This is a genomic window from Aquimarina gracilis (assembly GCF_035285365.1).
Classification (GTDB): Bacteria; Bacteroidota; Bacteroidia; order Flavobacteriales; family Flavobacteriaceae; genus Aquimarina; species Aquimarina gracilis.
The window spans coordinates 42,343-54,864 of record NZ_JAYKLX010000003.1; the positions used below are offsets into that span (position 1 = coordinate 42,343).

The 12,522-nt window shown below is 33.7% G+C and carries 13 protein-coding genes; 8 read left to right on the top strand and 5 right to left on the bottom strand.

Features of this window, described 5'->3' with window-relative positions; genetic code table 11:
- Positions 1 to 4: 4 nt before the first annotated feature.
- The gene (locus U6A24_RS06145) at positions 5 to 1,843 is read right to left on the bottom strand and encodes an SLC13 family permease (protein WP_324179067.1); all 1,839 of its coding nucleotides are present in this window, start codon (positions 1,841 to 1,843) and stop codon (positions 5 to 7) included.
- Positions 1,844 to 1,947: 104 nt separating this feature from the next.
- On the bottom strand, positions 1,948 to 2,733 hold the full coding sequence (locus U6A24_RS06150) for a universal stress protein (RefSeq protein ID WP_324179068.1): 786 nt from the start codon (positions 2,731 to 2,733) through the stop codon (positions 1,948 to 1,950).
- A 166-nt stretch (positions 2,734 to 2,899) separates the two neighbouring features.
- Between U6A24_RS06150 and U6A24_RS06155 the strand changes: the two genes are divergently transcribed.
- A complete protein-coding gene (locus U6A24_RS06155; RefSeq protein ID WP_324179069.1) occupies positions 2,900 to 3,058 on the top strand; it encodes a hypothetical protein in 159 nt (52 codons plus the stop codon).
- A gap of 35 nt (positions 3,059 to 3,093) precedes the next feature.
- On the opposite strand, the gene pdxH is transcribed toward U6A24_RS06155, so the two are convergent.
- Complete coding sequence (gene pdxH / locus U6A24_RS06160) at positions 3,094 to 3,699, bottom strand: pyridoxamine 5'-phosphate oxidase (protein ID WP_324179070.1); 606 nt, start codon at positions 3,697 to 3,699, stop codon at positions 3,094 to 3,096.
- Positions 3,696 to 6,092 carry a heavy metal translocating P-type ATPase gene (locus U6A24_RS06165; protein WP_324179071.1) on the bottom strand — a complete coding sequence of 799 codons (2,397 nt, stop codon included), beginning with the start codon at positions 6,090 to 6,092 and terminating at the stop codon, positions 3,696 to 3,698. The genes pdxH and U6A24_RS06165 overlap by 4 nt, the downstream gene beginning before the upstream one ends.
- 116 nt (positions 6,093 to 6,208) lie before the next feature.
- On the opposite strand from U6A24_RS06165, the gene U6A24_RS06170 reads away from it, so the two are divergent.
- Entirely contained in the window at positions 6,209 to 7,108 is a 900-nt protein-coding gene (locus tag U6A24_RS06170; protein WP_324179072.1) for a universal stress protein, read from the top strand.
- A 61-nt stretch (positions 7,109 to 7,169) separates the two neighbouring features.
- Here U6A24_RS06170 and U6A24_RS06175 read toward each other — a convergent pair whose 3' ends face one another.
- Entirely contained in the window at positions 7,170 to 7,394 is a 225-nt protein-coding gene (locus tag U6A24_RS06175; protein ID WP_324179073.1) for a hypothetical protein, read from the bottom strand.
- A 140-nt stretch (positions 7,395 to 7,534) separates the two neighbouring features.
- Here U6A24_RS06175 and U6A24_RS06180 point away from each other — a divergent pair, with 140 nt between their 5' ends.
- The 6 genes from U6A24_RS06180 (at position 7,535) to U6A24_RS06205 (ending at position 12,487) form a co-directional block, all read left to right on the top strand.
- The gene (locus tag U6A24_RS06180; RefSeq protein WP_324179074.1) at positions 7,535 to 8,383 is read left to right on the top strand and encodes a universal stress protein; all 849 of its coding nucleotides are present in this window, start codon (positions 7,535 to 7,537) and stop codon (positions 8,381 to 8,383) included.
- Between the two features lie 12 nt (positions 8,384 to 8,395).
- Entirely contained in the window at positions 8,396 to 9,247 is an 852-nt protein-coding gene (locus U6A24_RS06185; RefSeq protein WP_324179075.1) for a universal stress protein, read from the top strand.
- A 17-nt stretch (positions 9,248 to 9,264) separates the two neighbouring features.
- Positions 9,265 to 10,113, top strand: a complete 849-nt coding sequence (locus U6A24_RS06190; RefSeq protein ID WP_324179076.1) for a universal stress protein — start codon at positions 9,265 to 9,267, stop codon at positions 10,111 to 10,113.
- A gap of 65 nt (positions 10,114 to 10,178) precedes the next feature.
- Entirely contained in the window at positions 10,179 to 10,670 is a 492-nt protein-coding gene (locus tag U6A24_RS06195) for a universal stress protein (RefSeq protein WP_324179077.1), read from the top strand.
- A 51-nt stretch (positions 10,671 to 10,721) separates the two neighbouring features.
- Positions 10,722 to 11,570, top strand: a complete 849-nt coding sequence (locus tag U6A24_RS06200) for a universal stress protein (protein WP_324179078.1) — start codon at positions 10,722 to 10,724, stop codon at positions 11,568 to 11,570.
- A 65-nt stretch (positions 11,571 to 11,635) separates the two neighbouring features.
- Entirely contained in the window at positions 11,636 to 12,487 is an 852-nt protein-coding gene (locus U6A24_RS06205; protein ID WP_324179079.1) for a universal stress protein, read from the top strand.
- The last annotated feature ends 35 nt before the right edge of the window (positions 12,488 to 12,522 follow it).

A 12,522-nucleotide genomic window follows, 5' to 3' on the forward strand; every position in this document is an offset into this window, starting at 1 on the left:
TTGGTTAAAAGGGCCATATTATTGGCACCAGGAATAGGGTCGTTGCAAAAAATAATATCAGTAAGGGTGTTCCCACTTTTACATAATCCAAAAATTTATAACCTCCTGCAGAAAGTACCATGGCATTGGTGGTAGTTCCGATTGGAGTTAAAAATGCAGTTGAAGCGCTAATAGCAACAGCTATCATTACTGGTTTAGGAGAAATCCCTAAACTGGTTGCTGCCAGAATTGCAATTGGTGCCATTAATACCGCTGTAGCAGAGTTATTTATGAATTGGCTGAAGACGGTTGTCAACAAAAAAATACCTCCTAATAGTGCTACGGGATGAATAGCTCCTAGATAGGTTACCAAACTATCTGCTGCTATTTGTGCTACACCTGTTTTTTGTAATGCGATTCCCATCGGAATCATCGCTGCGATCATAACCACGCTGGTCCAGCTTATTCCTTTATATGCTTTTGAAATAGGAACGCATCCGGTAATCAAAATTATACCAGCGCAGACCAAGGCTGCTATTGCCCCCGGAACTATTTTGAATACCAATAAAAAAATCATCAACAATAAAGTTCCTAATGCGATGTACGATTTGAACGTAAGATTTTCTACATTTTTTGCCATTCCTTCGGGACTACCGCAAATGACTAGGTTTTCATATAATTCTTTTAGTTCCCCAATATCTTGCCATGTACCTCTAATCAAAAAAGCATCTCCAGCTCTTACTGCAATTTCTTTATCTTGAAGAGGTTCATTATTTCTGGAAGCTCCTAGAAGTTGAATATTGAATCGTTCAAAGTAATCGCCAATTTTGATTTTTCGACCTACAAAAAGAGATTTGGGAGTTACAATCACTTCAGCCATACCTACTTCTTGATTTATAAGGTTGTTTTTTAGCTCTTTTTCGATAGGATCAAGTCTCCATAAACCGAGCCTGAAGTCAATCATGATTTTATTGATAGCTTCAGTTTCTCCTTTTACAGTTATAATATCATGATATAAGAATTCAGTTTCTTCGTTTGGAAATTCTATGTATGCGGGAGTGCCATTAAATACATTGGGATGTCTTCTTTTTAAACGGATAATCGAAACATTATAGGCGTTTTCGAAGTTCCAATCTTTAATTTTGGTCCCTAATAATGGAGATATCGATCGTACACGTAGTCTAAAATAATTTTGATTTACCTGATACGCTTCAATCCATTTATGCATTTCAGAGTCTATATTTACCGGTCGATTTCTAGTTTTGTATTTAGGGAGTATCTTAAAGCCAAAATATCTGAAATACAATATGGATATTACCAGTAGTGGTAGACCTATCAACGCAAATTCGAAAAACGAAAACCCGCTATAACCTTGTTCAACAAGGGCATTACTGGCAATAATATTTGGTGGAGTTCCTGTTAAGGTGAGTAACCCACCCGTATTAGAGCCAAAAGCAACGGGCATTAATAATTTTGAAGGTAAGGTTCCTATATTCCATGCTGCCGAGATAGTAACCGGAAGCAACGTCGCTACGGTTCCCGTATTACTTACAAAACCTGATAGTATACCCGATCCCAATGTCACAATAACGAGTAACTTTGGAACACTTTTACCAGCCCATTGGATAAATTTATTACCTGCCAGTGCTGTCCACCCAGTTTGAGAAAGCCCTTCGCCAATAATAAATAACGCCGCTATCATAATTACAGTCGAATTACTGAAACCACTAAAAGTCTCTGTAACACTCAAAATACCCGTTAAGAATAGGCTAAGCATGGATAATACTGCTACAACATCTGGAGGATATTTACCCCAAATAAATAAGCCTATTGTGATTACAAAAATGATTAACATTACATACATCTGACACCTCTTTTTTGAAGTTTACCTGGAATCATCCTTACATAGGATCATTCATTATTTTATTGATTAAAATTGTAAGGAACAATACTCACTTACAGAGCTAGTTAATCAATAGTTAATAGAGGTATTTCGGTATGAAGCGTCAAAAGTTTGGTAAGCCTACCTTCAGAAGGTTTATTTTTTGTTGCATGGTTTCTGGGCAAGATGGCCAATAGATCAATTCCTTTATCATTGATATAGTCAAAAATCCCTTTTTCGATATCTGTGTTTTCCTGAAAAGTATGATGAGAATAAAACTTCTCTAAATAGTATTCTAGGACCTTTTCGTTTTTTTCATCAACTTCAGAATACCCATAGCTTTCATTTTCGTTACAAATCGTTAAAACATGTACTTCAGAGTGAAACCTTCTGGCAATATCCAAAAGTATTTCAAGCACAGATGCATCGTCAATTTCATTTTTTCCTAATACCAAAGCTATTTTTTCTACTGCGAATTCTTTTGAATTTTCAGGAATAGCAATTACAGGGCAATCAGCTTTTAATACAAGTCTAGAGGTATTGGTGATTTCGGTTTCCTCATCGGCACCTTTTGTTCCCATAATCACCAAATGCATCTGCTCTTGCTTTTGGGTTTCTAAGATATTGTCTATTAGATCACCAGTTTTAAGAGTCCAATTAATAGTACCTCTGAAAAGGGGATACGCTTTTTTAATATTCCCGATGGTCTCTGTTATACTTTTTTGTAATGAGTTATCGCCAGATTCATTAACATGTATCAGTAGTATCTCGATGTTTTTATCGTCCCTGGCAAAATTAATTGCATATTCAATGGCATTGTTTGTAGAAGTCGATACATCGAACGGAACAAGAATTTTGGTAATATCTTTCATGATTCAAGTTTTAGTTTTTGGACGATTGTGGTTATGTCCTTTTGTTGGTTTTCTTAGTACAAAGGTTGCCTTATTAAAAGAATCAGGAAATGATATTCGTCAGGTTTTAATTTCTATTTGTTAATGAAATTTGTATGTATTCACTAACCGACTAAAATTTTAAACTATGAAAAAGCACTCAGGAAGAATTGACCTTAAAGGAAAACTTATAAAGGCATTAATTATTGTATGCCTGGGGATACTACTAGCATATTTGTTCTTAAACACTCAAATAGTCGAAATGGTATTAGACTTGTTTTCTCCATATCCAGAAAACCAAATGTGATAATTATGAGAACAAATATTTATTGATTCGATACATTACTGAAAATGATAATTAATATGCTTTGACCAGCTATAATCTTGCTGTAATGTATATTTTGTAACCATACAAAAGCGAGCCGATTTAGGGTTTTCTATAAATTCCAAAGTATAAGGTTTAATAATATATCCACCCCAATATTCTGGTTTGGGAATGGTTTTGTTTTTGAATTTACTTTCAAAATGTTTCAGACGATCATCAAGAACTTTACGCGAAGCTATAGTTTCACTTTGATTAGATACCCATGTACTTAACTTACTTCCTTCGGGTCTAGATTCAAAATATCCTTCAGAAAGATTGTTAGGAATTTTCTCGGCTTTTCCACTTATAAAAACTTCACGCTTGGCCGATGCCCAATGAAAAGAAATAGATACCCTATCGTTTTGAGCGATGGCTTTTCCTTTCTCACTGTTGTAATTGGTAAAAAAGATAAACCCTTCCCAGGTAAATCTTTTTAATAATACAATTCGACTTTTCGGAAACCCATCTTTTCCTATTGTTGAAAGAAACATTGCATTGGTCTCTTCTTCTGGAAATTGTGTATCCACTTCATGAAACCATTTCTGGAAGTGTTCTATAGGATTATGGTCTTTTGATGCATTCATTTTATTGGCTTCAATCTTCTACTTAGGATATTGGTTAATACGGTAACATAGATAATAATAGAAATTGAACTTAAAGGCATTAATATTGCAGCCACAATGGGTGATAGTTGCCCGGTAACGGCAAAGTAAAGTCCAATTATATTGTATAAAAATGATAAAACGAAGCTTGATTTAATAATTTTTATCGCTTTTTTGGAGATACCAAGATAGGTTGTCACTTTTTCAAATTGAGAAGCATCCAAAATAGCATCACAAGCAGGAGAAAATACATTGACATTTTCTGAAACGGCAATACCCACATCACTTTGTGCCAGCGCTCCTGCATCGTTAAGTCCATCGCCAACCATAATTACTTTGTGCTGATGTTGTTGTAATATCTCAATGTAATTGAGTTTGTCTTGTGGTTTTTGATTAAAGAACAGCTTTGTTTTTTTTGGCAATAGTTGTTCTAAATATTGTTTTTCGCCTTCGTTATCACCTGACAGAATAGACAAATTATAGGTTTTTGATAACGTGTTGAATACCTCTTTGATTCCTTTTCGATATTGGTTATGAAAAATGTACTGCCCCTTGTATTTGTTATTTGTGCTTATGTGTACTGAAGTATTTAGGGCTTCAGAGTCTTTGGTATTCCCCACAAAACCAGAAGAACCAATTTTGATCGTATTTTGCGCAGATTTACCTTTAATGCCCTTCCCGATGTGTTCTTGATAATCATCTAGTGTTATGATATTATGCTCATCCAGGATATCATAAAGAGATCGGCTTAAAGGGTGATTCGAAGCACGAAGTGTATTTTTGAGTAATGACTCTTCCTCGGGAGTGAGTTGTAATCCTTGATATTCGATATTACTTTTTTTATTGGTGGTTATGGTACCGGTTTTATCAAAAATTATGGTATCTGTTTGTGCTAATTGTTCGATTACATCTGCATTTTTGAGGTAAAACTTACTTTTTCCAAAAATTCTAAGGATATTTCCTAGCGCAAAAGGTCTTGCCAGCGCCAATGCACATGGACAGGCAATAATAAGTACTGCGGTAAAAACATTAATCGCTTTTGTTGGATCGGTAAACAACCAAAAAGTAGTTGATACTGCCGCTATACATAAAATAGCAATAGTAAAATATTTACTAATAGTATCTGTAAGGTTAGTAAATGATGTCGATTTATCTTTGTTAAAGATATCGTTACTCCATAATTGAGTGAGATAACTTTGTTCTACCGATTTTAGGGCTTCAATTTCGATAGCACCCGCCAATTGTCGCCCTCCTGCAAAAAGCTTATCACCAGATTGTTTACCAACAGATTCGCTCTCGCCGGTTACAAAACTATAATCAATTTGGGCGTTACCTTCGATAAGAATGCAATCTACAGGAACTAACTCTTCATTTCTTATCAAAAGACGATCTCCTTGTTTAATATCATATACCTTAATATTTTCTTCCTTTCTTTTCTGCTGATCTGTTTTTGTAATACGTGTCACAGCAATCGGGAAATATGATTTGTAGTCTCTTTCAAAAGATAAGAATGAATATGTTTTTTGTTGAAAAAACTTTCCAAGTAACAGGAAAAATACAAGCCCGGTAAGACTATCAAAGAAACCTGTTCCCAGGTCAAAAACAATTTCGGTGGTACTTCTAATAAATAGAACTAAGATTCCTAAAGCAATAGGTACATCAATATTTAATAGTTTGGATCGTAATCCTTTGTAAGCCGAAATAAAATAATCCTGGGCTGCATAAAATACTACAGGTAAAGAAAAAGCAAACATAAGCCATCGAAAAACATGTTTGTATTGTTCAAGCCAATATTCTGATACTTCGAAATACTCTGGAAACGATAAAAACATCACATTGCCAAAGGCAAAACCGGCTATCCCTAGTTTATAAATAAGGCTGCGATTAATTGTAGTTGTTCCTGTAGAATAATCTTCTAAACTAATATAAGGTTCGTAACCAATAGTGCTTAATAAAGTAACTACTTCTTTAAGAGAAATTTGTTCTTTATTAAATGTTATACGAACGGTTTTCTTAGGAAAATTTACCTGCGAAGACGTGATGGTTGGTTGAAGTTTGTGTAAATTCTCTAAAACCCAGATACAGGAACTACAATGTATATGGGGTATGTAAAGGGTTATAATTTGTATATTTTCATCCTCAAACTCTACTAATCTTTCAATAATATCAGGATTATCGAGATAATTGTATTTCCCTTCAATTTCTTTAGGAATGGCTCCAGGAGCAGATTGTAAGTCATAATAACAGGATAAATCATTACTCGAAAAAATCTCATATACAGTTTTACACCCATTACAACAGAATGTTTTTTGATCAAAGTTTATAATTGTTTTACCGCAATCACTTCCGCAGTGAAAACAAGTCGATGCTATCATAGACTCATTATTTGTTACAAAAATGACAAAGTATCAAATGGTGTAAAATGATAAATATCATAGTTTCAGCAGAGTTGGCCTATTAGTTTTGGAATTCCATCTTAAACTTTGTTATGATGAAAAAAATAGTAATACCCACAGATTTTTCTGAAAATGCATGGAATGCTATAGAATATGCCAGTAAACTTTTTAAAGATATTGAATGTACTTTTTTCTTACTACATGTATATACTCCGGCTATTTTTTCTTCTATAGAAGGAGTTCCCGCAAATACAGGTATGGAGGATGCATCAATGGTGTTTTCTCTGAATAAATTAAAGCAGTTGGAATCCAGGATCAAAAAAGAACTACCAGCTCTAAAGCATCATTTTGTAAATAAAGTTTCTGCAAATTCTCTAACCGACGAAGTAAAAGAAATAGTGCAAAAGGAAAAAATAGATTTTGTTATAATGGGAACCAAAGGATCTACTGGGGCGGCTTCGGTATTTATGGGAAGTAATGCGGTTCGCGTTATAAAAACTGTAAAAAATTGCCCTGTTCTTGTTGTTCCAGAGGGATCAGATTTCATTGTTCCTTCAGAAATTGCTTTTTCCACAGATTTTAAACGTTTTTATAGTTATAATGAGTTACAACCTCTTATTGATTTTGCAGCACTATTCGACGCGACCATAAGAATAGTTTATGTTCAAGAACAAGATGAGCCTTTGACCAAAGAACAACAGTTTAATGTAAACATGTTGGAAAAGTATCTTGCAGATGTTAAACATTATCATCATACCATAAACAAAGGTGATTCGGTAGCAGATTCTATTAAAGATTTTACTGAAGAACTGAATATATATTTATTGGCTATGCTCTACTACAAGCATAGCTTTGTAGAAAGATTGACAAGAGAGCCCATTGTAAAACGAATAGCTTTTCAAATCAAAATCCCATTCTTAACCATTCCAGAATTAGGAATGAGTTCGGCATTTTCTCGTAAAACAACGAGGGTTTCTGAAGTTGACAAAGTATAGCTGTAATTAAGAAATTAATTACAAGGGACTCATTCTTTAATTCGTTTAAAAATGAGTCCTTTTATGTATGGTCAGAAATGGGATAATCCTCATAAAAATCCTTGAATGTTTTAGTAGTTGTATACGTATCTCTAAGTACCTTATACACCATGATAATTACCATAAGTTGGCCTAGACAAGTAAGATAAAACACCCAGCTAAATGATACATTCATGACCACCATAATAGTAAGCACTAGTAGTATCACTGAGGTTATAAAAACTATAGGGATTGCAGAAAATTTCATTTTTATTTTCAAGGTACCGTTTTTGTAGAACAAACACTCTTAAGGATTCGCCAAAATCAAATACATAGCTGACAAAAGTCATAGTTTCTCCTTTACTCATTATATAGTTTTGAATAGAACTTTATCAAAGATACTGTACGATGAGAAAGATTTTGATACCTACAGATTTTTCAGAAAATGCAATGAATGCTATTCGGTATGCCGTTGAGTTGTTTAAATATGAACGCAGTGATTTTTTTATCATGCATGCCTTTGCAGATGAGGTATACGATCATAATACTTTGGTGTCCAGGGAGATTTTTGAAGAGTTAAAAGAAACCGTTCAAAAGCACGCTGATGTTGAATTGGAGGCAATACTAAAGGATGTAAAAGAAATATCTCCCAATCCCAGGCATACATACCAAATAGTATCCACATTTGGAACGCTAATAGATGAGGCAAATGATCTGGTGGATAAAGAAAATATTGATATTTTGATTATGGGCACAAAAGGTAAAACCGATGATCGAAATATTACCTTTGGCAGCAATACATTGCAAGTACTAAAATATGTAAAATGTCCTGTATTGGCAGTGCCTAATGGTTGTAAATATGATTCTCCGAAAAGGATTTTATTTCCAACAGATTATTTGATTCCATATAAGCGCAGAGAATTAAAATTACTGAGTACACTTACCAAAAGTTTTAGATCAACAATTAATTTTTTACATATTTCAGGCTTTGAAAAATTATCGATAAGACAAGAAGATAATAAAGCTTTTCTGGAAGAATCTTTGCCAGATGCCGAGTTAAGATTTAACAGGATATCATCAGATGACCTTACCAGTGCGATTAATCAATTTATAGAAGATCATGAAATCGACTTTTTGGTCATGGTAAACTCGAGAAGATCTTATCTAGAGAGTATTCTATATCAATCTACAATAGATAAAATTGGATTGCATATAAAAATACCTTTCTTAACGATGCAAAATTTACAACGATATTAAAAACATGGTGCGATGAAACGAATTTTATTACCAACAGATTTTTCAGACAATGCATATAATGCAATCAGGTATGCTATGCAATTTTTCAAAAATGACAAAGTCACTTTTTATTTGCTAAATACATTTACTCCTGTATCATATCATGCGGGCTATCTTATCGAAAACCCTACACTTTATGGGATGGAAGATGTGGCGATGGTAAATTCGAAAAGAGATATAGAGCGAATCGAAGAAAAAATTAAAGAAGAGTTTAATAATCCGAAGCATGAATTTGTACGATTATCGGCTTTTAATACACTGGTTGGTGAGATTAAAGACGTTATCGAAAAGTACAACATCGATCTAATTGTTATGGGAACTCAAGGTGCCACAGGAGCCAAAGAGGTTTTTATAGGTACCCATACCATGTATACGATTAAGAAAGTAAAATGCCCGGTTATTGCCATACCCTCTGGATTTGAGTATGAAGAACCAAAAGATATCTTATTTCCTACAGATTATAAACTTAGCAAGACCAACAAGTATTTACCGCTTATCAAAGAAATATGTGATTCGCATGTTTGCAGACTTAATATTTTGAATGCATATTATGGAGTACCGTTGAATGATGCACAAAAGGAAATAAAAGATTATTTGGAGGAGTATTTTAAAGGTAATGCCCACGTTTTTCATATTGAAGAAGGAGTTGATGTAATTGAAGCTGTAGAAGATTTTCAGAAAAGATACAAGGTCAATTTATTAGTGATGATTCACAATAAACATTCATTTTTCGAGAATCTCTTATTTACACCTGTAATTAATCAAATTGCATATCACACCAATATTCCGTTTTTAGTCATTCCTTCAGAAAAGAGGATAAAATAACCTTAAGAATAATACCTATGAAACGTATACTTATCCCAACAGATTTTTCGGCCAATGCCTGGAATACCATATTGTATGCGATGGAGTTGTATAAAAATACGCCTTGTGAGTTTCATATTTTAAATACATATGAAGTAAAACCAGTACAGCTTATTAGTACTGTAAGTTCACAACGAGTTGGTCACTATTATGATGCAGTAAAGATAGAATCCAAAGAAGGATTAGAAATGATACTAGAAGATATAAGCAATTCTGGTCCTGATCCTAAACATATTTTTAAAACTTTTTCAAAATCGGGATCATTGCTAGAAATTGTTGCGCAAATGACAGTTGCGGATCATTTTGACCAAATTGTTATTGGAACCAAAGGAGCAACGGGAGCCAAAGAAATTTTCTTAGGTAGTAATACACACAGAATTATAAAAAACATAGAGTGTTGCCCTATTTTGGTGGTACCCGATGATGTTTTTTTCGAAAATATCACCAATATTGCTTTTGCTACAAATTTTGAAAGAGTGTACTATAAATCAGAAATCACACCTATATTACAACTGGCAAAACAGCAAGGAGCTACTGTAAGAATGATACATGTTTACGATAAGCCAGAATTAGATATTGTACAAACCTACAACTCTACTTCTTTAGAACGATACTTTAAAGATATTAAGCACGATTTTCACGTAATTCATAATTTCTCGAATTTAGAAAAAGCCATTCAATCATTTATAGAAGAATTAGAAGTTAATCTATTAGTGATGATTAATTATGAACATAGTTTCATTGAGCGATTAACCAGAGAATCGGTCATAAAAAAAATGACATTTCATACAACAATACCATTTTTGGTAATTCCTTCCGATAACTGAGAATTGTCATAGAATTTTTGATGATTTGGGAATAGTTTTATGATATAATTTATAAAACATATGTCATGAAACGAATACTTGTTCCTACAGACTTTTCTAACAATGCATATAATGCACTTTACTATGCTACCCGCTTATTCAAAAATGAGCCATGTAAATTTTATATTCTTAATACATGCGATATTAATAGATCTGCTATTTCAGGAAATAAGGATTCTGAAGATTTAGATCAAGAAGTAAGCAAGCGAGCCAACGAAAAATTGACCGAAACACTGCATTCTATTGTAAGAGATACCGAAGATTTTGATCATACTTTCGGGACAATTTTATCGGCCAAAAAACTTTTGGAAACAATCGAAGAAACAGTAAAAAGTGAAGGTATCGATTTGATTGTTATGGGTACCAAAGGAGCAACAGGAGCCAAAGGATTTTTCATAGGAAGTAACACTTCTAATATTATCGAAAAAACTAAATGTTGCCCGGTACTGGCTGTACCCGATGAATTTAATTTCGAAGACACAAGAGAAATTGCCTTCTCTGGTCAGAAATTAGTTTAAGAATACCAAAAACACTATTGGTTTCAAGATATAAATTTAAAACCTTAAAAAATGAAACGGATACTTGTTCCCACAGATTTTTCAGACAATGCTTATTGTGCACTTTTTTATGCAACTAGGTTGTTTAAAGACGAAGCGTGCCAATTTTTTATTCTAAATACATTCGATGTAGATACTTCGGTATTAACCAGCAGAATTAATACCAGTAAAGGTGACCTTTTGTATCAAAAATTAAGTTGTGAATCAAAAGATAAGCTTACAGAGACCCTACATTCGATAGTAAGAGATACCGATGATCTTGATCATAGCTTTGAGACCGTATCTGTTTCCAAAAAGTTACCAGAAACTATTAATAAAACCATAAAAAACAAAGAGATTGACCTAGTGGTTATGGGGACCAAAGGAGCTAGTGGTCTTAAAGAAGTTTTTATGGGAAGCAATACTGTTAGGGTAATTCAAAAAGTTAAAGGGTGTCCAATACTTGCTGTACCCCATGAATATGATTTTAAGGTACCTGCCGAAATCGCTTTCGCTACGGCTTTCAGACGTTTTTATAGTAAAGAAGAGCTAGAACCACTTGTAAAAATAGCCTCTTTTTTCAATTCCAACATAAGAATCATGCATATTCATGAAGAAGAAAAGTTGGATGAGATACAAGAGCATAATTTCAAAAAACTAAAAGAACATTTAGAAGGCCTAAATTATAGTGTGCACTGGATCTCAAAATTCAATCAAAAAGCCGAAGTCATCAAAAAGTTTATCGCAGAAATGAATATTGATATGCTGGCAATGTTGCGTTACAGACACAGTCTTATTGAAAGCATTACTCACGAACCAGTATTGAAAAAAATAGGTTTCCAGGCAAGCATCCCTTTTTTGGTAATCCCAACTGCAGGCTGATAATTATCATAGTTTTCATGTGGTAGTACCTATAAATTTATACTATAAATCTAAAAACTTAAATAATGAAAAAGAAGATTCTGTTACCTACCGATTTTTCACAAAACGCATGGAATGCTATAGAATATGCTACAGAATTATACAAAAACGAAACCTGTGATTTTTATATTCTTAATGCATTTAATGCTTCGGGCTATGCCCTGGAAAGTATGATGGTTCCCGAACCTGGAGAAAAACTCTATGAAGAAGCCAAAGAGAAGTCAGAACAGGGGTTAAGTAAAATTCTAGAAAGATTAAGTTTTCGTAATGATGAAAGAGAACATAAGTTTTTTATGGTATCCCAGTTTAATGGGTTGCTTGATGCGATTAAAGACATTGTAGATAAACAGGACATCGAGATGATCATTATGGGTACAAAAGGAAGCTCTAATGCGGTAGATGTGATTTTTGGAAGCAATACAGTAATGGTGATGGAAAAGTCTAGAAATTGTCCTGTAATGGCTATACCAGAAGATGCTACATATAAAGATCTCGAAGAAATAGTTTTTCCAACAGATTATAAGATGAATTTTAAACGGCGCGAACTTCAGAATATCATCGAAGTGGCCAAAATGAGTAAAGCTGCCATTCGAGTATTGTATGCTTCTGATGGGGATCCGCTGAGCGAAGAACAAGAAAACAATCAAAACCTTCTCAAAGAATATTTTGAAGGGCTAACCTACACGTTTCATACATTAACTAACCTGGATGCTCCGTCTGCAGTACGATGTTTTGTAGAAAGTAGAGAAAGTGACATGATAGCCTTTTTTAATAGAAAACATAGCTTTTTTGGAAGTATTTTCTCTAAACCGATGGTTAAAAGCTTGGGGAGATATGCCAAAGTACCTGTATTGGCAATACATGATTTAAGAGGATAGTAAGAGCTTTATAAAGCATTAGTTTAATAACATAA

Excerpts from the sequence above, each read along its gene's own strand:
- U6A24_RS06145 (WP_324179067.1), bottom strand. The coding sequence starts at position 1,843 with ATGTATGTAATGTTAATCATTTTTGTAATCACAATAGGCTTATTTATT.
- U6A24_RS06150 (WP_324179068.1), bottom strand. The coding sequence starts at position 2,733 with ATGAAAGATATTACCAAAATTCTTGTTCCGTTCGATGTATCGACTTCT.
- U6A24_RS06155 (WP_324179069.1), top strand. The coding sequence starts at position 2,900 with ATGAAAAAGCACTCAGGAAGAATTGACCTTAAAGGAAAACTTATAAAG.
- pdxH (WP_324179070.1), bottom strand. The coding sequence starts at position 3,699 with ATGAATGCATCAAAAGACCATAATCCTATAGAACACTTCCAGAAATGG.
- U6A24_RS06165 (WP_324179071.1), bottom strand. The coding sequence starts at position 6,092 with ATGATAGCATCGACTTGTTTTCACTGCGGAAGTGATTGCGGTAAAACA.
- U6A24_RS06170 (WP_324179072.1), top strand. The coding sequence starts at position 6,209 with ATGAAAAAAATAGTAATACCCACAGATTTTTCTGAAAATGCATGGAAT.
- U6A24_RS06175 (WP_324179073.1), bottom strand. The coding sequence starts at position 7,394 with ATGAAATTTTCTGCAATCCCTATAGTTTTTATAACCTCAGTGATACTA.
- U6A24_RS06180 (WP_324179074.1), top strand. The coding sequence starts at position 7,535 with ATGAGAAAGATTTTGATACCTACAGATTTTTCAGAAAATGCAATGAAT.
- U6A24_RS06185 (WP_324179075.1), top strand. The coding sequence starts at position 8,396 with ATGAAACGAATTTTATTACCAACAGATTTTTCAGACAATGCATATAAT.
- U6A24_RS06190 (WP_324179076.1), top strand. The coding sequence starts at position 9,265 with ATGAAACGTATACTTATCCCAACAGATTTTTCGGCCAATGCCTGGAAT.
- U6A24_RS06195 (WP_324179077.1), top strand. The coding sequence starts at position 10,179 with ATGAAACGAATACTTGTTCCTACAGACTTTTCTAACAATGCATATAAT.
- U6A24_RS06200 (WP_324179078.1), top strand. The coding sequence starts at position 10,722 with ATGAAACGGATACTTGTTCCCACAGATTTTTCAGACAATGCTTATTGT.
- U6A24_RS06205 (WP_324179079.1), top strand. The coding sequence starts at position 11,636 with ATGAAAAAGAAGATTCTGTTACCTACCGATTTTTCACAAAACGCATGG.